This is a genomic window from Clostridium sp. K13 (assembly GCF_019734195.1).
Lineage (GTDB): Bacteria > Bacillota > Clostridia > Clostridiales > Clostridiaceae > Clostridium.
On the sequence record NZ_JAASHM010000041.1, the window covers coordinates 1 to 19,414 of the forward strand.

Genomic DNA, 19,414 nt, shown 5'->3' on the forward strand with positions numbered 1-19,414 from the left:
TATTATTTAGTATCGCAAACCTATTGTATTTCCTTGGGCTGAGAAGAGCAATGTTCATATAACTTAACAGATCGTTTTTTTATATAGGGGGAGAGAAAATGAAGAAAAAAATTATTTCATTAATACTTTCAACGTTAATGCTATGTACATTAGCTGGGTGTGGCAATAAAACTGAGGGAGATACTTCAACAGGAGATTCAACTTCAGAAACTGTAGAAGAGAGTGAGGCTAATGAAGAGAAAGAAAGTGAAAAAGAACTTGCAGTTGGAATGGTAACTGATGCTGGTACAATAGATGATAAGTCTTTTAATCAAGGAACTTGGGAAGGTATAAAAAGAGCAGAATCAGAATTAGGTGTTACAGCTAAATATTTAAAACCTGCTGGAACAACTGAAGCAGACTATTTAACAGAGATAACAAATCTTATAGAAGGGGACTATCAAATGATAGTAACTCCAGGATATAAATTCGAAACAGCAATAATGAAAGCACAAGATCAGTATACAGATGTTAAATTTGTACTAATAGATGGTTCTCCTAATAATGGAAAAGAAGGAGATGCCTATGAAGCTAAAGTTGGAAATAATACAGTTGCAATATTCTTTGCAGAGCATGAATCAGGATTTTTAGCTGGTGTTGCAGCTTCATTAGAGTTAAAAGAAGGAGAATTAGGATTTATTGGTGGTATGGAGATTCCTGCAGTACAAAAATTTAATTGGGGTTTCCAACAAGGTGTTAAGTATGCTAATGAAAATTTAGGAACTAATATGACATTAAATGCAGAAAATGTAGTTTATGAAGGATCCTTTGATAATGTTGCTGGTGGACAACAAATTGCGGCTCAAATGTATGAAAGAGGAGTAAAGGCAATATTTACAGCTGCAGGAGGTGTTGGTGTTGGAGCAATAAATGAGGCTAAAACAAGAGCAAATTCTGGTGAAGAAGTTTGGGTAATTGGTGTTGATGTTGACCAATATGATGATGGTATATACGATGAAGCAAATAAGAAATCAATTATTTTAACATCAGCAGTTAAAAAAGTTGATCAAGCGTCATACGATATGGTAAAGGATGAGTTAGATGAAAATTTCCAAGGTGGAAAAACATTAACTTTTGATGCAAAAAATGATGGTATTGGTTTACCAGAAAAGAATCCAAATCTTAGTGATGAAACTTCTAAGAAGGTTGCAGAAGTTTTTGAAATGATAAAAAATGGAGAGATTGTAGTTAAAGATGAGCAAGGGGATTTAATAAAATAAAGTAAAATATAGTGAAAGTAAGAGTTGTTTACAGTAAAGTACTGAAGTTGAAAATATTCAGTACTTATAACTGAAGCAACTCTTATTAGTTTTAGGAGGGAAATATTAGTAAACTTTAAAAAAATAACCAAAATAAGGCAAATCGAACTATAGGCGTTATAAAAATGAAAAAAATTCGGGAAAATTAAAATAAAGTGTTGAAAAAACGAAAAATATAGTTTATTATATGATTATAGTTCGAGGGGAACTTATAAAAACATAAAAACGTAAAAATAACTCATATAGGTCTCCAATAAGGGGAGACGTCTCTACCGAAAGCCTTAAATTTTCGACTATGAGTGGACTTGATATATGAATCTGTAATGTTAAGATTTAAAGCATATTAATTTCACTTAGATGTTAATATGCTTTTTTTTATAAGAATCATATAGAAAGTTAGAAGTACAATATGGGAGGAAATAATAATGAAAAAGAAAGTAATTGCATTAGCACTTTCAGCATTAATGCTAACAGGGTTAGTTGGATGTGGAAATAGCGCAGACAGTGGATCAGGTAATGGAGAAAAATTAGCAGTAGGTATGGTTACTGATGCTGGTACTATTGATGACAAATCATTCAATCAAGGGACTTGGGAAGGAATTAAAAAAGCTGAATCAGAATTAGATGTTACAGCTAAATACTTAAAACCAGGTGGAACAACAGAGTCAGACTATTTAACAGAAATAGCTAACCTTTATGAAGGAGATTATAAAATGATTATAACTCCAGGATATAAATTTGAAACAGCTTTAATGAAAGCTCAAGATCAATATACAGATGCTAAATTTGTAATATTAGATGGATCACCTAACAATGGTAAAGAAGGAGAGGCCTTCGAAGCTAAAGTAGGAGATAATACAGTAGCTATTTACTTTGCAGAACAAGAATCAGGATTCTTAGCAGGTGTTGCTACAGCTTTAGAATTAAAAGATGGTGAACTAGGATTCATCGGTGGTATGGAAATTCCTGCAGTTCAAAAATTCAACTGGGGATTCCAACAAGGTGTAGCATATGCTAACGAAAACTTAGGTACAAGCATGAACATAGCTAAAGAAAATGTAGTTTATGAAGGATCATTTGATAACGTTGCAGGTGGACAACAAATTGCTGCTCAAATGTATGAAAGAGGAGTAAAAGCAATATTCACTGCTGCAGGTGGTGTTGGAGCTGGAGCTATAAACGAAGCTAAAACAAGAGGTGCTAATGGTGAAAATGTTTGGGTTATCGGTGTTGACGTTGACCAATATGCAGATGGTATATATGATGAAGCAAACAATAAATCAATTATCTTAACTTCTGCTGTTAAGAAAATAGACCAAGCTGCTTATGATATGATTAAAGCTAATTTAGATGGAACTTTCCCAGGTGGAGAAACATTAACTTTCGATGCTAAGAATGATGGTGTTGGTCTTCCAGCAGAAAATCCAAACTTAAGCGATGAAACAATTAAAACAGTTAATGATATTTTTGAAAAAATTAAAAGTGGAGATATAGTTGTTAGTATTGAACAAGGGGATTTAATAAAGTAATTTATTAAAAGTTAATATTACAACTAAAAAAAGGTGGGTTATTCCACCTTTTTTGCGTACAAAAATAAAAAAATCATCAATATAATACGATGTGGGAAAAAATACTTGTCGTAAAATGTTGAAAATACGAAAGATTTAAATTATAATCAATAATATAGTTCGAGGTTTGTAGATACATTGTATCTTCAAATTTTAATATCATATTTTGCGGTTTAATAATGTACGAATTTTAAGGTATAATTATTATATAGAAAGATAAAGTGAAATATTTTTTAAAATTTAATTAAAAAATCATATAACAAATAAATTATGTAAAATTTGCAATTTAAATCCTGTTGGGATAAATTGCTTAAAATAAAAGAATGAAATTTAGGAGGATATGCCGTGGGATATGTAGTAGAAATGCTTAATATTCGTAAAGAGTTTCCAGGAATTGTTGCTAATGATAATATTACGTTACAATTAGAGCAAGGAGAGATTCATGCTCTATTAGGAGAAAATGGTGCTGGTAAATCAACATTAATGGGAATGCTTTTTGGAATGTATAGACCAGATAAAGGATGTATAAAAGTAAAGGGAAAAGAAGTTAAAATTTCAAACCCTAATGTAGCTAATGAATTAGGAATTGGAATGGTTCACCAACACTTTAAATTAGTTGAGAACTTTACGGTAACAGAAAATATTATCTTAGGATGCGAACCTAAAAAACTATTTGGGATAGACATAAAGGGTGCAGCTAAAAGAATAGAAGAATTATCTAAACAATATGGTTTAAATGTTGATCCATATGCCAAAATTGAAGATATATCTGTTGGTATGCAACAAAGAGTTGAAATATTAAAGATGCTTTATAGAAATGCAGATGTTTTAATATTTGATGAACCTACAGCTGTATTAACTCCTCAAGAAATAGAAGACTTAATTGAAATTATGAGGAACCTTACTAAGGAAGGAAAATCAATAATTCTAATTACTCATAAGTTAAAAGAAATAAAGTCTGCTGCAAATCGTTGTACTGTTATAAGAAGAGGAAGATATATTGGTACAGTTAATGTTAGTGAAACTAGTGAAGCAGAAATGGCTAAGATGATGGTTGGTAGAGAAGTATCATTTAGCGTTGAAAAAGAAGAGGCTAAGCCAAAAGAAGTTGTTTTAAAGATGGACAATCTTTGTGTTAAAAATAATAAAAAGGTTTTAGGACTTAAAAACTTCTCCTTAGAAGTAAAAGCAGGTGAAATAGTTGGTATTGCTGGAGTTGAAGGTAATGGACAAACTGAAATAGTGGAAGCTTTAACAGGAATGAGACCGGTTGAGTCTGGAACAATTACGTTTAAAAATAAAGATATAACTAAAGAATCTATAAGACAAAGAATACATGATGGAATGGCTCATATTCCAGAAGATAGACATAAAAGAGGTCTTATCTTAGATTATACTATGGAAGATAATATGGTTCTTAAGGTTTATAAGAATAAGCCATTTTCTAAAAATGGTTTAATAAACAAAAAAGAGATAACAAATTATGCTAATCATATTATTGAAACTTTTGATGTTAGATCTGGAGAAGGTGGAAAATCTATAGCAAGATCTTTATCAGGAGGAAATCAACAAAAGGGGATAATAGGGCGTGAAGTTGAATCTAATCCAGATTTACTTATAGCTGTACAACCTACTAGAGGTCTTGATGTTGGTTCTATAGAGTATATTCACAAGAGATTAGTAGAACAAAGAGATAGTGGTAAAGCTGTTTTATTAGTATCTCTTGAACTAGATGAAGTATTAAATGTATCTGATAGAATTGCTATAGTAAATAATGGTGAACTTATTGGTATAGTTAATGCTAATGAAACTGACGAAAATGAAGTAGGTCTAATGATGGCTGGAATAAAGAAGGGGGAAAAATAGTGGAAAAGAATCAAGCATTAAAATCTGTTATGGCGGTAGTTTTAGGATTACTTGCAGGTGCTGTCTTAATGTTAGTAATGGGATTTGACCCTCTTGTAGCTTATGATAGTCTTTTTAAAGGTGGATTAAAAAATATTACTAAAATAGGTGATACTATTGCATCAGCAACTCCTTTAATACTTACAGGTCTTTCTGTTGCGTTTGCATTCAAGACTGGGCTATTTAATATAGGAACACCAGGTCAAATGTTAATAGGGGGATTTGCATCACTAGTTGTTGGATTAACTGTTAATTTACCAAGTATTATATTATTACCTTTAATGGTTTTAGCTGGAATGATTGCAGGAGCTTTATGTGGAGCAATTCCAGGATTATTAAAAGCAAAGTTTAACGTACATGAAGTTGTTTCTTCAATTATGATGAACTGGATTGTACTTTATTTTACACAATATACAATTCAAAATCATTTTAAGGGAGCAACTGAAGATACATCAAGAGCATTAGGCTTAGGTAATACATTAAAAGCTGAATGGTTAACTAAACTTTTCGGAAATAGTAATGCATTAAACTTAGGTATATTTTTAGCTATAATAGCTGCATTTATTGTATGGTTCATATTAAATAAAACTGTACTAGGATATGAATTAAAAGCAGTTGGATTTAATAGATTTGGTGCTGAATATGCAGGTATGTCAGTTAATAGAAATATTATTGTATCAATGATGATAGCTGGTGCTTTAGCAGGTCTTGCTGGGGTAACTCAATATGCTGGATATGCAGATTGTATTCAAACAGGTATTATGCCATCACAAGGATTTAATGGTATAGCAGTTGCACTTTTAGGTGCTAACTCTCCGCTTGGTGTTGTATTATCAGCTTTATTCTTTGGTATATTAAATGTTGGTAAGGGTGCTATGTCAATAAAAGCTAACGTTCCAACAGAACTTGCTGATACAATAATGGCAACAATTATTTACTTCTCAGCAACAAGCTTAATAATGGAAAACTTAATTAAGAGATTTAAAAATATTAAGAAAAACAAAACAGTGGTTAACAATAATGAAAGGGCGGTGGAAAAATAATGTGGGATACAATAGTACAAATTTTTCCTTATGCAATTACTTATACAATTCCACTATTAATAACAGCACTTGGAGGTCTTTATTCAGAGCGTAGTGGTGTTGTAAATATTGGATTAGACGGACTTATGATTGTAGGGTCTTTTGCAGGAGCTCTTACAGTATATAAATTACAGGGTTCTGGCGTGCCAGGAGCAGTTTGGATTGGACTTTTAGTAGCAGCAATTGCTGGTATGTTATTCTCATTATTACATGCTTTTGCAAGTATAAACTTAAAAGCAGATCAAACTATTAGTGGTACAGCTATTAACTTAATGGCTGGTTCATTAACAATATACTTATGTAATGTTATTGGTAATGGAAGTGGTAGATTACAATTAACTACTATATTCCAAAGAGGTAATGTTCCAGTATTATCAAAGATTCCAGTAATAGGACCATTATTCTTTACAAATACGTATGCAACTACTTGGGTAGTATTATTAATACTAGTAATATTCTCAGTATTATTATACAAGACAAGCTTTGGTTTAAGATTAAGAGCATGTGGTGAGCATCCACAAGCAGCTGCAGCAGCAGGTATTAGTGTTGTTAAAATGAGATATATAGGGGTTATGCTTTCGGGTGCCTTTGCAGGTATGGGTGGAGCTATAATTACTATGACTTACTCAAGTGAATTTAATGGAAGTGTTTCAGGAATAGGATTCTTGGCATTAGCAGCATTAATTTTTGGGCAATGGAAGCCGCTAGGAATATTAGGAGCAACGATGTTCTTTGGATTTGCAACTACAGTAGCTAACGTATCACAAGTTATACCAAGCTTAGCAACAATTCCACCAATGTACTTAAAGATGTTCCCTTACGTGGTAACTTTAATTGCATTAGTAATATTCTCTAAATCATCTCAAGCACCGAAGGCTGCGGGAGAACCATTTGATGCAGGAAAGAGATAAATTTATTGGAAACCTACGGGTTTCCTTTTTTTATACAAAGAGTTAATAATGTTATTCAACAAGTTTAACGTCAGAATCCAAAGTGTAAAAAACTTTTAATATGCTAATTAAATACATTTTATATGTTTAATAAAGAATTTTTAAAATAGAATACTAATATATTCACAAAAGGTTAATTAAAAGATAAAAGGAAAAAGGTTAGGGGAATAATAAATTTTTTTATAGATATATTAGAAACTGTAGTTGATATATGGAATACATGGAGACAAAAAGATGAAATTATATCTGGCAAATTAATTAGAACAATAATAACATTAGTTTTCCTAATTATTAGTGCTAAAATATGTTTGTAATAATGTCAAATTAAAAGAAAACTATTAAATTTATGAGGAAGAGGTAAAATCCAATTTGGTACTTAAATTGAAATTATTGAGTATTAAATAATCCTTGAAAATTGAATAGTACAGTATTGGAAGTACATGTTATAATTTATTTATAATATATACTACGATATAAAATGAGAGGATAAGAAAATGAAAGATAGATACAAATTAATAATAATACATCTAATATTATTTATTTTGACATTAGGTATAAGTGTAATAACTGAAAAACCATATAGATATGTTAATGAATTTTCATGGGTAATATTATTAGTTAATACAATACTATTTTTAATTTTAATTAATCAATTTAAAGTTAAAGAAAATAGTGTTATGAAGTATTTATTAATTATTTTAGGAATATTTATAATACTTATTATTGATAAAGATTATTTTTATTCATTATATATTCAAAGTACATCCGATATAATATTTCCATATAGTATTTTGATATTAAGCAATTTTATAATATTACCGTTTGTGCCTATTTTTGATTGTATATACATATTAAATTTATTTAATATGTCATTTATAATGATACCTCTATATATAATAATACTTATGAATGTTAGTAAAAAAGTGTTGAAGTTAAGCCAAAAAAGAGAATAACTTTAAAATATATTATAGAGAAGTAATTAATAGTTTGAAACTAGTATTCGTTAAATTTGAAGCATTAAATAATACTAAGGTAATAAAAAGGCACTTTATTGTGCCTTAGGATCAATAAAAATTTCACCATTTCCAACTATTACAAGCCTATATTCAGGCTTAAGTGGAATTAAGTCATACCTATTTGAATTAGGTTGTAAGCGGATACTTTGAATTATAAGTTGATTTTCATCATAAATAGTCAGGAAAACTGAGTTGTCTGATGAAACGTTCTGTGCAAAATAAGTTTCATTTTCTGAAAAGTTAAAATCCGATGATTTATAAACGCCTTCTTTAAAGACATTTTTGGTAAATGAATGTGTTGAAATGAACGTAGTGGATATTAACCCAATTAAAATCAAAAATATAGCAATAGATTTTTTCATCATATAACCTCCTTTCAAGGTTATTTTATGTAATTAAAACAAGAATATTCAAGTTTAGTATAGGGCGGATGAGAATTAAAGGAGGTTGATTTATAAGGGGGTAAAGCAGATTAGGGAACAATTGAAATAAACTGCGAACTACAGTGAGAACGAAAAATGGAATATTAATTTTTTCTCTTCATTGTTTTTCTTAGTTCTCCGACTTATAGTTAACGACTCCTGCTACAAATTTGTATGATAAGTCGTTAACTAGAATAAACATCGTTTGCTGTTATTGTAATTCTATCTATATATTCTGCAGTTTTATAGATTATTTTTAATCTAGCAACATGAACATTATACTTTTCTATATATTCTAAAGGTAAGCCACAAGTACTATCGGTAATTAAAGCTATTTTTTCCATTATATCTCTCCTTATTAAATTACAATGAAAATATTTGAAAATCAAACTATATAAATATAATAGCATCTATTTTGATGTGATGCAAGATGTAGTTTTAAAAACTATGTGATATTTTTGGTTAATTTAACAAAATAATGTATGGAAAATTGAAGAAATATATTATAATGAAATATATATTAATTTTGGGGATATGAAACAAAAAAAGGGGGATCATTTAATGAAAAAAATAAAAATTGCATTGTTAGGCCTAGGAAATGTAGGTAGAGGTGTATATAAAATATTACACCAAAATAAAGAAGAGATTATTAAAAGATCAGGTTATGAAATTGAAATTTCTAAGATTTTAGTAAGAGATTTAAAAAAGGGTAGGGGTGTAGATGTTTCTGAAGATATTTTAACAACAGACTTTGAAGAAATATTAAATGATGATTCTATAAAGATTGTAGTTGAAGTAATGGGAGGAATAGAACCAGCAAGAGAATATATGTTAAAAGCTATGGAAGCTAAAAAACATATAGTTACTGCAAATAAGATGTTACTTGCAACTGAAGGTAATGAAGTATTTGAAAAGGCTGAAGAAATGGGAGTTATGTTTCAATACGAGGCTAGTGTTGCTGGAGGAATACCAATAATTAATGGTATTAATGAAAATTTAACTGCAAATAAGATAAATGAGTTATATGGAATAGTTAATGGAACAACTAACTATATATTAAGCAAAATGGAGCTTGAACAATTAGAGTTTGATTCAGTGTTACAAGAAGCTAAAGAAAAAGGTTATGCAGAGGCAGATCCAACATCAGATATTGAAGGATATGATGCTCAATACAAGCTTGCAATACTTGCTTCATTAGCTTTTGGAACTAAAGTTGATATTAAGGATGTATATAGAGAAGGGATAACTAAGATAAAGCCAATAGATATGAAATATGCAAGTGATTTTGGAATGTCAATTAAGCTATTAGCTATTGCTAAAGATAAAGATGGTAAAATTGAGTTAAGAGTTCATCCAACTATGATTCCAGAAACACATCCACTTGCTAATGTTTATGATTCTTTTAATGCAATCTTTATAAATGGAAATGCTGTTGGAGATTTAATGTTCTATGGTAGAGGGGCTGGAGATATGCCAACAGGAAGTGCTGTTGTAAGTGATATAATTGCTATTTTAAGAAGAAATATAGATATTAAAAACGAAAATCCTATTATTAGAAATAACTTGTGGGAAAAAGAAGTTAAAGATATTAATGATGTAGAAAGCAGATATTATATAAGAGTAACAGTTGAAGACAAGCCAGGTGTATTAGGACAAATAACTACTATTTTTGGTTCAAATAGAGTAAGCTTAAAATCTCTTATTCAAAAGGGAAGAAAGCATGATGAAAACCTAGAAGTTACTTTAGTTTTAATAACACATAGAACTAAGGAGGCTTTAATAAATGATTCTATAGAAAAATTATATGATTTAAGAACTGTAAAAGAAGTAGAAAACATAATAAGAATAGAAGAATTTAACTAAACTGTGAACTACAGTGAGAACGAAAAATGGAATATTACTTTTACGGGAAACGGTGAAATTTTCGCCTTGAATTTATATAATTAATTCCGTAAAATTTGCTAAAGATTTTAAACTAGCTAGCGCATCAAACAGTAAAATCTTCTTCACGCAAATTTTACTACATTAATTATTAAATTCTACAGCTTAATTTCAATGGTTCCCTCCAAATTAATATTTCATTTTTTCTCTTCACTGTTTTTCTTAGTTCCCCGACTTATAGTTAACGACTCCTGCTACAAATTTGTATTATAAGTTGTTAACTTTAGAGGAATTCTGCTTAAATTACAGACTTAATCTTTAAAGCCAGTGATAGAGAAAAATTAATGATATCACCGGAAGAAAGTATCATATAATAAGCTTTAGTTAGAAGTTTATTTCTATTTTACGTATTTAGAGTAGAGGCTAACTAGAAGTTGAATATGGAATTCTTCGTCGAGAATAATTCTTTTAAGTACAGCATTTATATCATCATCATAAATTTTAGTTATGGTTTCTTTATATTGTTTAATAGCAGCTTTTTCATCTTGAATATCTATAGTGAGAATATCTTTAATTGATGAAAGATTATAATCTACTAATTTACCTGACCAATAATTTTTCTTTTTATTGTTAATCCAATAACCAGGTTCACCACCTAATAGAATTATTATTTCTCCAAGTAATTCTAGATGATGCATTTCAACAATAGATATACCTCTTATAGTTTCAGAGATTTCTTTATTTTTATAAGTTAATGCTATTTGATGATAAGTATATTGTGCTATGGCATCAAATTCAGAAACATTACTAGCGTAATTAAGTAATATTAAATCAATATAATTAGGATTTTTTTCTTTAACTTTAACTTCTGGATAAGGAAGATTAACTGAATACATTTGTAAGCTCCTTAAAATTAATAGTAGTATATTATTATATATTATGAATTAAAAGGTATAAGTGCTAAGTAAATAGGTAAATTAATAAATAATAAATTTTTTAGTAGGAAGGAAAATAAAATATGAATATAAATTTTTATATGCCAACTAAAGTATTAATGGGAAAAAATATAGTTGTTGATAGTTCAGAGCTATTAAAACAATATGGAAATAAAGCATTGATAGTTACAGGAAGACATTCATCTAAGGCTAATGGTTCTTTAGAGGATGTTAAAAAATCATTAGAGCTATCAAATATAGATTATATAGTTTTTGATGAAATAGAGGAAAATCCATCATTAGAAACTATTGAACAAGGAGCGTTATTAGGAAAAGAGAATGATGTTAATTTTGTAATTGGAATTGGTGGTGGATCGCCTCTAGATGCATCTAAAGCTATAGCTGTTATGATAAAGAATCCTGATTTAACTAAGGATACAGTTTTAACAAATAAAGCCTTAGAAGCTATAGATGTAATTGCAGTTCCAACTACTGCTGGAACAGGAAGTGAAACAACTCAATATTCTATTGTAACTGTACATAAAGAAAAGACAAAGAAGAATTTAGGTCAAAGTGTATTTCCTAAATTAGCCTTATTAGATGCAAGTTATATGAACAATATGAATTCAGAAACAACTATAAATACTGCAATTGATGCTTTATCACATCTAGTAGAAGGGTATTTAAATGTAAATGCAAATTTCTTTACTGATGCTTTAGTTGAAAAGGCATTAAAGGTATGGGGAGAATGTATAGACTCTTTATTAAATAAAAGCTTCAATTTTGAAGTAAGAGAAAAATTTATGATTGCATCTACTATAGCTGGGATGGTAATTGCACAAACAGGAACTAGTTTACCACATGGAATGGGATATAGTTTAACTTATTTTAAAGGACTACCTCATGGTATTGCAAATGGATGCTTATATAGAGAGTATTTAAAAGTTTTTAAGGATAAAGAAAAGGTAAATAATATATGGAAATACTTAGGATTATCATCTTTTGAAGAGTTAGATAATATATTAGAAAAATTGACAAAAGTAGATATAGAAATATCTGATGAGGAAATAAAAGAGTATACTGAGGGTATGTGGAATAATAAAGCTAAATTAAAAAATCACACAGAAGAAATAACATATGAAGAAATATATAATATTTATAAGAATAGCCTTTCTTAATAAATAAAATAAAAAAACCTCTGTTTTAAGAGGTTTTTTTATTTAAGGCATTAATCTAGATATTACTTTATACAATCTTTGATAGCTAAATAAGTTAAAGCTGTTTTCAAGAGCATTTTCCTCATTTATAAGACCTTCATAAACAAAAGTTTTATTTTCTATTTCTAATAAATCCATAGGTTTAATTACTTCAGGGCGCTTGTCCGTTTTATAGATACCACTATTTATTAATAGTTCAGCTACAAATTGGGAGCAGAAATAATAATATTCTCTTTTATGGGGTTTATTGAAATATGCTGTCACGGTTCCAAGAACACTATATTTATAGTCATCTTTATTTTCAAAAAATTTATTAATTTCGTTTTGTAAAAATTGAAATTGTTCTTCAGTAATATTAATTTTATATGTTAAACATCTACTATTTGGATACATAGCGAATACTCCATCATATAAATTCTCTTCAACAAGACCAGCCGGTAAAACTTTACTTGGAATTTTGCGACCAAATGAAAACATTTGAGTGAAGGAACTATCAAGAGATAAAGATACATGAGAGTATTCTTTTTGTGTAAAAAGTGCAATTATGTTAGAAAACATAGTTCCAGTTCTAGATAAAACTATGTATATATCTCTATTATTCAAATTTAAATCCCCACCTTTTATTTTATACTCCTTATTTTACACTAAATTTATGTAACTGTTAATAATTTTTTTACAAAATTAATATGAACTTTTAATTAAATAACTTTATTTATTAATATTGGTATGTTATTATGTACACTAAAGCAATAAAAGAAAATTTTTACATAATAGAAAGGAAGATAATTTAAATGGAATTTAAATTTACTTTTGCCGATAAAGAATATATTTTAAATGAAGATAATCTTGATTATTTTGTTAATGATGAAGAAAATCCAATTAAGGATATAGATGAGAAGAGAATAATAGAAATTTTACATAATAATGAAAATGTTGAATTTATAAAGGCATTTTTTGATTTCCCATGTGAAAACTGCAACGAAGGTGTAGAGGAAAAGAAAAAGTTTTTTGATTTCTTAGGATTTAATTTTTACATATATACTAAAAATCAAGAGTATGTAGTAAGTACTTTAGATAAAGAGTATGAAGGTTTATCTTTTAAGAGATTAATGAAAAGTGGAAAAGTAGATAATAGCTATATTATAATGATAAATGTTTGTAAGCATTGTGGAAGTTACTCTATAGAAATTGAAGAATTTGAAGTTTAATAAAAAAAGGCTAGTTATGAATTAAAACATAACTAGCCTTAAGTTTTATGTAGAAAATACTATTATATGATGTTTTCTTTATTCATGGTACAGTCTGTAGTAGTATTTAATATTGAATTAAATGATTTTCTTGTACATAAAAAAGAAATAAATAAACATCCAATTTCACAGATAAGGGGGGATATCCAAATTCCCTTTCCTCCAAATAATAATATAGAAAGAATCAAGGAAATAATTATTAATACAAAGCCTCTTGATAGCGATATTATAGTTGCAAATAGTGGCTTTTCAATTGAAACACAAAAGCCAGAGCATAAAATATTAAAGCCTAATAATAAAAATGACGTAGAGTACAATCTAAAGGCTAATATAGAATCTCTTATTAACTTAGAACTTCCATCAGTAATAAATAAGCTAACTATTTGTGGGGCAAATATTAAACATAATATAAAAATAGTTAAAGAAATTAAGGTAATGGTTTTAAAAGAAAGTTTAAGTAAATACTTAATTGAATTTACATCTTTTTTTCCATAATAATAACTACATAAGGGTTGAACACCTTGAGTAGAACCTATCATAGTCATAAGAACTAAAGTAGATACATAACAAATTATACTATATGTAATAAGACCATTTTCACCTATAACTAGTAATATACATTGATTAAAAATTAAAATAACTATTCCAGATGTTAATTCTGTTACACCGTCTGGAAAACCTATTTTAATAATTCTTTTTAGAATATTAAATGTTGGTTTGAATTTTACTAATTTTAATGTTGATTTTTTTCGCAAAAAATGACCAGCAAAAAATAAGAAAGATGCTATTTGTGATATTCCAGTAGCAATGGCAGCTCCTTTTACACCAAGTCCTAACTCTATTACAAAAATATAATCTAATATTACATTTGTAATAGCAGAAATAATAACTCCTATAATTGCAAGATGAGGAAAGCCATCAGCCTTAGTTAAAACTTCTAAACAATAGGAAACTATAAAAAATACATTGAATAATACAATTATACTTAAATAATCTTTTACTATAGTAAATGTATTTTCAGTAGCACCAAGAAAATATGCTATATTGTTCATAAATAATAAGGTGAAAATTAAAAGAATAAAAGAAAAGACGAGCATAATTAGCAGATTATAAGAAAATATTTCTCGAGCTTTTTTTAGTTCTTTTTTCCCTAAGTGAATAGATACTAATGTAGAAGTACCAGTTGCAAAAAAGATTGAAGAGGCAAATATAAGATTAATAAATGGCATTGATAAATTTACAGCAGCTAAGGCAGTAGCACCAACACCTCTTCCCACAAATATACCATCAATAATTGTATAAATTGAATAAACCCACATAGCAGTAATAGATGGAATTAAATTTTTAAAATAACTTTTTTTTAGTAGTTTGTCTTTAGAATTTTTCATAATAATCACTCCTATGTAAAAATATAACCGATATTAAAAGGTTTATCAAATAAAGAATTTATTTTTAAGAATTATATATAGAGGTTTGGTAGAAAATAATATAGAAGGGAGCGTGTCTTATATATGAGTACTGATAAATTAAAGGATAAAAAATATCAAAAAGGAGAGAGAAGACAAAAACTTCATCAAAATCAAGATAATGTAGGAAATGATAAAAATCCTAGTCAATATAAAAGTTTTGATGGAGAACCTCTTTAAATCAAATTCTCCTACAATACTACATAAATTTATATTTAAAGAGCTTAACTTGAGAGTTAGGCTCTTTTTTGATATCATAATAATGATAAAGTTTACAGGGAGGAAATATTCATGAAAAGAATTTTTAAAAAAGGGGTTATATTAATTGGAATAAGTGCCATGATTATTGGAATTGTAGGGTGCACAGATAAGAAAACTACAAATAATGATAATAATGAGGTTGTAGGTACAACTGTAGAATCATCAGGAGAATTACCAATAGCAACAATTGTAGTTAAAGATTTTGGAACTATAAAAGCAGAATTATATCCAGATAAAGCTCCAAATACAGTTAATAATTTTATATCTCTATCTAATTCAGGTTTTTATGATGGATTAATATTTCATAGAGTAATTAAAGGGTTTATGAATCAAGGTGGAGATCCAGATGGAATAGGAACAGGTGGTCCAGGATATTCAATTAAAGGCGAATTTAGTAATAATGGTTATACAAACAATGATTTAAAACATACAGCTGGTGTTTTATCAATGGCAAGGTCAGGAGATCCAGATTCAGCAGGAAGTCAATTTTTCATAATGGCAGACACTGCAAAACATCTTGATGGTGAATACGCTGCATTTGGAAAGGTAACTGAAGGTATGGATGTAGTAGAAGCTATTAATTCAGTTGAAACAGATAGAAATTATAAGCCTTTAAATGATGTAGTAATTGAAAGTATTACAGTTGATACAAAAGGCGTAAACTATAAAGAACCAGAGAAGGTAAAATAAATAAATTGCGAAGCAATTTATTTAGTTAAGGGCCTTCGGCCGGTTAAGTTTTTTGAACAGCGCTCCGCTAGTTCAAAAAGGTAAAAGTTGACTACGCCAACGGTAAAAGCCTTTTGGCTAGTTAAGGAGGAAACTTCATAAGAAGTTTCTAAAATATATATTTAAAGAAATTACGAAGTAATTTCCTCCTTAACTTTTATTTTCCTTCGCAGTTTTATTTAAGTATACTGAAAAGTATCTAGCTTATAAATATAGTGCTTCCGGAAGGGACATTATAATAAATCCATTTTGCATGCTTTGTAGCAAGTCTTACGCATCCATCAGTTAATCTCATTCCTAAACGAGAATCTCTTATGCTACCATCTAAATTATAAGGAATTGAATGAAATAAATAATTATCTTTTATTTGTGTATAATACAGACATCTAAAACCACGAGCTTCTCCAAAAGAATATCCTTTAGGTCCTGCATAAAAAACACCCTTTATAGTAGGAGAGCTAGGTCTTCCTACAGTACAAAGAAAGCTATTTTCTAAAACCCAATAATGAGTACTACCTTTAAATATATTTGTTTTAAAGTTCTCAGTATCAACCCATATAAAGTATTTAGTTTTACTAGAAAAATCACTTTTATTTATTTTCTCCAAAACATCATTATTATAAGATCTAGGGGTTTTTAGTGTATCTGATACAATTGTTAGATTTTGACGTGATGAGTGATACAAATTTCTAACTTTAGATATAAAATTCATAAAATATACTCCAAAAAAAGTTTTATAGTATATTTTACGGTTATAAAAAATAAATGTTAAATGTAATAATATTTATTTAAGGTGGGGTTATTTTTTTACATGAACAATAGAAAAAATCAAAAAGATAATAATTGGAGAATAGTTACAAGCACCTTTAGTGCAATAGTTTCAATTTTGATAATTATTTCAATAGTAGTTTCAATGGGAAACAAATTAATTATAAAGGACGATAAAATAAAAATAGTTGGAATATCAGCAATGACAATAGATAGAGATGAAGTACTAGAAGTTGAATTGTTAGATGATATGCCTAAGAATATAAAAAAGTTAAAAGGTGGATTAGAAAGTTACATTGGATTGTATAAACTTGATAATGGAGAAGAAGCATATGTGTATAAAAAAAATCTAGATGGGCCTTTTATAAAAATTACTTGTAAGGATAAAAAAATATATATGTCCTTTAGTAGAGAGGAGACGATAAAAACATATAATAAATTAATAGAATTTATTATGAATAAAACATGAAATCGTTTAAAAAAATTCTATTATAGTGTATAATTTTTTTATATGGGGGTGTGTTTATGAATGTAATAAAAAAGGATGGTAGAATAGAAAGTTTAGAAATTATTAAAATAAGAAGTAGTATATTAGGTGCATCCATAGATAGTAATAGAATAATAAATGAATCTGATTTAAAGGTAATTAGTAATAGAGTAGTAAAGGTATTACAAGAAATAAGGGGAGATGACGGGATTACATCAACGTATGAAATTTTTGCAATAATCATAGAAACTCTTAATAAGGATGGATTTAATGATATCGGAATGTCTTACCTAGGAAATAAAAGTAAGAATGGAAGATGAAAATAGGGTGTAGCTTATAATAGTAATTTTAATTTCTATTATGAGTTACAATCTATTTTTTTGAGAATAATATTATAGGAGGTGTAATAAATGAAGGTAATAAAAAAAGATGGAAGATTACAGGAATTAGATCCAAAAAAAATTGAAGTAAGCATATTAAACTCAACAAGAGATCAAAAGTCATTATTAAATGAGTCAGATGTAAAAATAGTAGTAGAAGATGTAGTAAGTTGTATTAAAAGAATTAGAGGTGAAGAGTACAATACATCAAGTTATGAAATTACAGGAATAGTTATAAGTATATTAGCTAGAGATGGATTTGATGATGTAATTAGTTCATTTGTTGGATATAAAAAATAAATTTATACTTATACATACTCAGCTTACAATAGAAAGTTAGCATTTTTATGATGATATAATTCAATTATATGTTATAATAAAACAGAATTTTATTGTAAGGAATGGTGGAGGAGTTTATGTATAAATTAATAGCAATTGATATGGATGGAACACTTCTTAAAAGCGATAAGTCAATTTCAGAAAGAACAAAAAAAGCTATAAAGGCTGCAAAAGAAAAAGGTGTTCATGTTGTAATTGCAACAGGTAGACCAATTGATGGAGTAACAAGATATTTAGAAGAGCTTGACATGTTTGGAGAAAATGATTGCGTATTAAGCTATAATGGTGGACTAGTTTTAAAAACTAAAAGTAGAGAAGTGATTTCTAAAGTTGTATTAACAGGAGCAGATTTACATTATTTACATAATCTAAGTAAGGAATTAGGTGTTAATATTCATGCCTTTTCAGAAGTACATGGATTAATAACTCCTAAAAATAGCAAGTATACAGAAGTGGAAGCAAACATAAATGGCATAAACATAGGAATAAATGATTATTCAGAAATTGAAGATGATCATTCTATAGTTAAGGTTATGATGATTGATGAGCCAGAAGTTTTACAAAAGGCTGTAGATAATTTACCAAAAGAGGTTTATGAAAAGTATACTGTTGTTAGAAGTACACCATACTTTTTAGAGTTTTTAAATAAAGCTGTAAATAAAGGAACTGGTGTTGAATTATTAGCAAAGCATTTAGGAATAAAGCAAGAAGAAATAATGACTTTCGGTGATGCTGGAAATGACCTTGATATGATAGTATATGCTGGTATGGGAGTTGCAATGGCTAATGCATTTGATGAAGTAAAAGAAGCTGCAAATTATATTACAGATTCAAATGAAGAAGATGGAGTTGCAACAGCAATAGAAAAGTTTGTACTTAATTAAAATAATAGTTATAAAATAAAAGTCTGCTTTATGGCAGACTTTTATTTTATAACTAATATGAAATTGGTATTAAGTAGCCTACAAGTATAAGAATTAAATCCCATATACAAATTCCTATAGAAGAATATAAAAAGAACTCCTTAAATTTCATCTTAAATATTCCAGCTATAAGGGAAATAAAACTTCTTACAGGTGGAATAAATCTTCCTATTAAACAAGCTTTATTCCCATATTTCTCAGATGCTGCCATTGTCTTATTAAAGGCTTTTTGAAGTTTAGGAAATTTATTATAAAGATAATCATATATTTTACTTCCAAACTTATAAGCTATTAAATAGAAAAGAATATTACCTAAAATAGAAGCAGAAATAGTTAATAAAAATACATTAAAAAAGTTAAGGTTATTTATAGTTATAAAAATACCTATAGCTGGTAATAGAATAGTAGAGGGAATACCACTTAAATTTAATGATTCTAAAAACATTATTATAAAAATAATAAATATACTATGACTATTTAGTATGGATAGTACTTCTTCTATATTCATTAGTGTTCTCCTTCAAGTAAAATTTAAGAATA

General features: G+C 28.3%; 22 protein-coding genes and 1 riboswitch. Of the genes, 15 read left to right on the plus strand and 7 right to left on the minus strand.

Translation table 11 applies throughout. The annotated features are described in order from the left end of the window. Positions 1 to 98 precede the first annotated feature (98 nt). From HCG76_RS16155 to HCG76_RS16180, 6 genes are all read left to right on the plus strand, one after another. Complete coding sequence (locus HCG76_RS16155; RefSeq protein WP_221700579.1) at positions 99 to 1,259, plus strand: BMP family lipoprotein; 1,161 nt, start codon at positions 99 to 101, stop codon at positions 1,257 to 1,259. 257 nt (positions 1,260 to 1,516) lie between these two features. Next, positions 1,517 to 1,614, plus strand: a riboswitch (purine riboswitch). 109 nt (positions 1,615 to 1,723) lie between these two features. Next, positions 1,724 to 2,827 carry a BMP family lipoprotein gene (locus tag HCG76_RS16160; RefSeq protein ID WP_221700578.1) on the plus strand — a complete coding sequence of 368 codons (1,104 nt, stop codon included), beginning with the start codon at positions 1,724 to 1,726 and terminating at the stop codon, positions 2,825 to 2,827. Between the two features lie 384 nt (positions 2,828 to 3,211). Further along, complete coding sequence (locus HCG76_RS16165; protein ID WP_221700577.1) at positions 3,212 to 4,732, plus strand: ABC transporter ATP-binding protein; 1,521 nt, start codon at positions 3,212 to 3,214, stop codon at positions 4,730 to 4,732. Next, positions 4,732 to 5,814, plus strand: coding sequence for an ABC transporter permease (locus tag HCG76_RS16170; RefSeq protein ID WP_221700576.1), 1,083 nt, complete (start codon positions 4,732 to 4,734; stop codon positions 5,812 to 5,814). Before HCG76_RS16165 ends, HCG76_RS16170 begins: the two co-directional genes overlap by 1 nt. Beyond that, positions 5,814 to 6,764 carry an ABC transporter permease gene (locus tag HCG76_RS16175; RefSeq protein ID WP_221700575.1) on the plus strand — a complete coding sequence of 317 codons (951 nt, stop codon included), beginning with the start codon at positions 5,814 to 5,816 and terminating at the stop codon, positions 6,762 to 6,764. The genes HCG76_RS16170 and HCG76_RS16175 overlap by 1 nt, the downstream gene beginning before the upstream one ends. A 533-nt stretch (positions 6,765 to 7,297) precedes the next feature. Next, entirely contained in the window at positions 7,298 to 7,756 is a 459-nt protein-coding gene (locus HCG76_RS16180) for a hypothetical protein (RefSeq protein ID WP_221700574.1), read from the plus strand. A 95-nt stretch (positions 7,757 to 7,851) separates the two neighbouring features. On the opposite strand, the gene HCG76_RS16185 is transcribed toward HCG76_RS16180, so the two are convergent. Together HCG76_RS16185 and HCG76_RS16190 are read right to left on the minus strand one after the other, a co-directional pair. Then, entirely contained in the window at positions 7,852 to 8,184 is a 333-nt protein-coding gene (locus HCG76_RS16185) for a hypothetical protein (RefSeq protein ID WP_370778567.1), read from the minus strand. A gap of 242 nt (positions 8,185 to 8,426) precedes the next feature. Next, a complete protein-coding gene (locus HCG76_RS16190) occupies positions 8,427 to 8,585 on the minus strand; it encodes a DegV family protein (protein WP_260458118.1) in 159 nt (52 codons plus the stop codon). A gap of 217 nt (positions 8,586 to 8,802) precedes the next feature. Between HCG76_RS16190 and HCG76_RS16195 the strand changes: the two genes are divergently transcribed. Beyond that, positions 8,803 to 10,104 carry a homoserine dehydrogenase gene (locus HCG76_RS16195; RefSeq protein WP_221700573.1) on the plus strand — a complete coding sequence of 434 codons (1,302 nt, stop codon included), beginning with the start codon at positions 8,803 to 8,805 and terminating at the stop codon, positions 10,102 to 10,104. Between the two features lie 416 nt (positions 10,105 to 10,520). Here the strand turns inward: HCG76_RS16195 and HCG76_RS16200 are convergent, their stop codons facing one another. Continuing rightward, a complete protein-coding gene (locus tag HCG76_RS16200) occupies positions 10,521 to 11,018 on the minus strand; it encodes a ferritin-like domain-containing protein (protein WP_221700572.1) in 498 nt (165 codons plus the stop codon). A 122-nt stretch (positions 11,019 to 11,140) separates the two neighbouring features. On the opposite strand from HCG76_RS16200, the gene HCG76_RS16205 reads away from it, so the two are divergent. After that, on the plus strand, positions 11,141 to 12,235 hold the full coding sequence (locus tag HCG76_RS16205; RefSeq protein WP_221700571.1) for an iron-containing alcohol dehydrogenase family protein: 1,095 nt from the start codon (positions 11,141 to 11,143) through the stop codon (positions 12,233 to 12,235). Positions 12,236 to 12,277: 42 nt separating this feature from the next. Here the strand turns inward: HCG76_RS16205 and HCG76_RS16210 are convergent, their stop codons facing one another. Then, the gene (locus HCG76_RS16210) at positions 12,278 to 12,877 is read right to left on the minus strand and encodes a hypothetical protein (RefSeq protein ID WP_260458117.1); all 600 of its coding nucleotides are present in this window, start codon (positions 12,875 to 12,877) and stop codon (positions 12,278 to 12,280) included. 188 nt (positions 12,878 to 13,065) lie between these two features. On the opposite strand from HCG76_RS16210, the gene HCG76_RS16215 reads away from it, so the two are divergent. Next, the gene (locus tag HCG76_RS16215; protein WP_221700570.1) at positions 13,066 to 13,482 is read left to right on the plus strand and encodes a DUF3785 family protein; all 417 of its coding nucleotides are present in this window, start codon (positions 13,066 to 13,068) and stop codon (positions 13,480 to 13,482) included. A gap of 62 nt (positions 13,483 to 13,544) precedes the next feature. Here the strand turns inward: HCG76_RS16215 and HCG76_RS16220 are convergent, their stop codons facing one another. Next, positions 13,545 to 14,909: an MATE family efflux transporter gene (locus HCG76_RS16220; RefSeq protein ID WP_221700569.1), complete on the minus strand. Its 1,365-nt coding sequence runs from the start codon at positions 14,907 to 14,909 to the stop codon at positions 13,545 to 13,547. A gap of 123 nt (positions 14,910 to 15,032) precedes the next feature. Between HCG76_RS16220 and HCG76_RS19220 the strand changes: the two genes are divergently transcribed. Both HCG76_RS19220 and HCG76_RS16225 read left to right on the plus strand, forming a co-directional pair. Further along, on the plus strand, positions 15,033 to 15,167 hold the full coding sequence (locus tag HCG76_RS19220; protein ID WP_260458116.1) for a clostri-philic family protein: 135 nt from the start codon (positions 15,033 to 15,035) through the stop codon (positions 15,165 to 15,167). 111 nt (positions 15,168 to 15,278) lie between these two features. Then, positions 15,279 to 15,938: a peptidylprolyl isomerase gene (locus tag HCG76_RS16225; protein ID WP_221700568.1), complete on the plus strand. Its 660-nt coding sequence runs from the start codon at positions 15,279 to 15,281 to the stop codon at positions 15,936 to 15,938. Between the two features lie 238 nt (positions 15,939 to 16,176). Here HCG76_RS16225 and HCG76_RS16230 read toward each other — a convergent pair whose 3' ends face one another. Further along, positions 16,177 to 16,689, minus strand: a complete 513-nt coding sequence (locus HCG76_RS16230) for a L,D-transpeptidase (protein WP_221700567.1) — start codon at positions 16,687 to 16,689, stop codon at positions 16,177 to 16,179. A 99-nt stretch (positions 16,690 to 16,788) separates the two neighbouring features. Between HCG76_RS16230 and HCG76_RS16235 the strand changes: the two genes are divergently transcribed. The 4 genes from HCG76_RS16235 (at position 16,789) to yidA (ending at position 18,835) form a co-directional block, all read left to right on the plus strand. Beyond that, complete coding sequence (locus HCG76_RS16235) at positions 16,789 to 17,214, plus strand: hypothetical protein (protein ID WP_221700566.1); 426 nt, start codon at positions 16,789 to 16,791, stop codon at positions 17,212 to 17,214. A 56-nt stretch (positions 17,215 to 17,270) separates the two neighbouring features. Then, a complete protein-coding gene (locus HCG76_RS16240) occupies positions 17,271 to 17,552 on the plus strand; it encodes an ATP cone domain-containing protein (protein WP_221700565.1) in 282 nt (93 codons plus the stop codon). Positions 17,553 to 17,642: 90 nt separating this feature from the next. Then, positions 17,643 to 17,912, plus strand: coding sequence for an ATP cone domain-containing protein (locus HCG76_RS16245; RefSeq protein ID WP_221700564.1), 270 nt, complete (start codon positions 17,643 to 17,645; stop codon positions 17,910 to 17,912). Positions 17,913 to 18,028: 116 nt separating this feature from the next. Beyond that, positions 18,029 to 18,835, plus strand: a complete 807-nt coding sequence (gene yidA, locus HCG76_RS16250) for a sugar-phosphatase (RefSeq protein ID WP_221700563.1) — start codon at positions 18,029 to 18,031, stop codon at positions 18,833 to 18,835. A gap of 52 nt (positions 18,836 to 18,887) precedes the next feature. Here the strand turns inward: yidA and HCG76_RS16255 are convergent, their stop codons facing one another. Continuing rightward, on the minus strand, positions 18,888 to 19,382 hold the full coding sequence (locus HCG76_RS16255) for a DedA family protein (protein WP_221700562.1): 495 nt from the start codon (positions 19,380 to 19,382) through the stop codon (positions 18,888 to 18,890). Positions 19,383 to 19,414 lie beyond the last annotated feature (32 nt).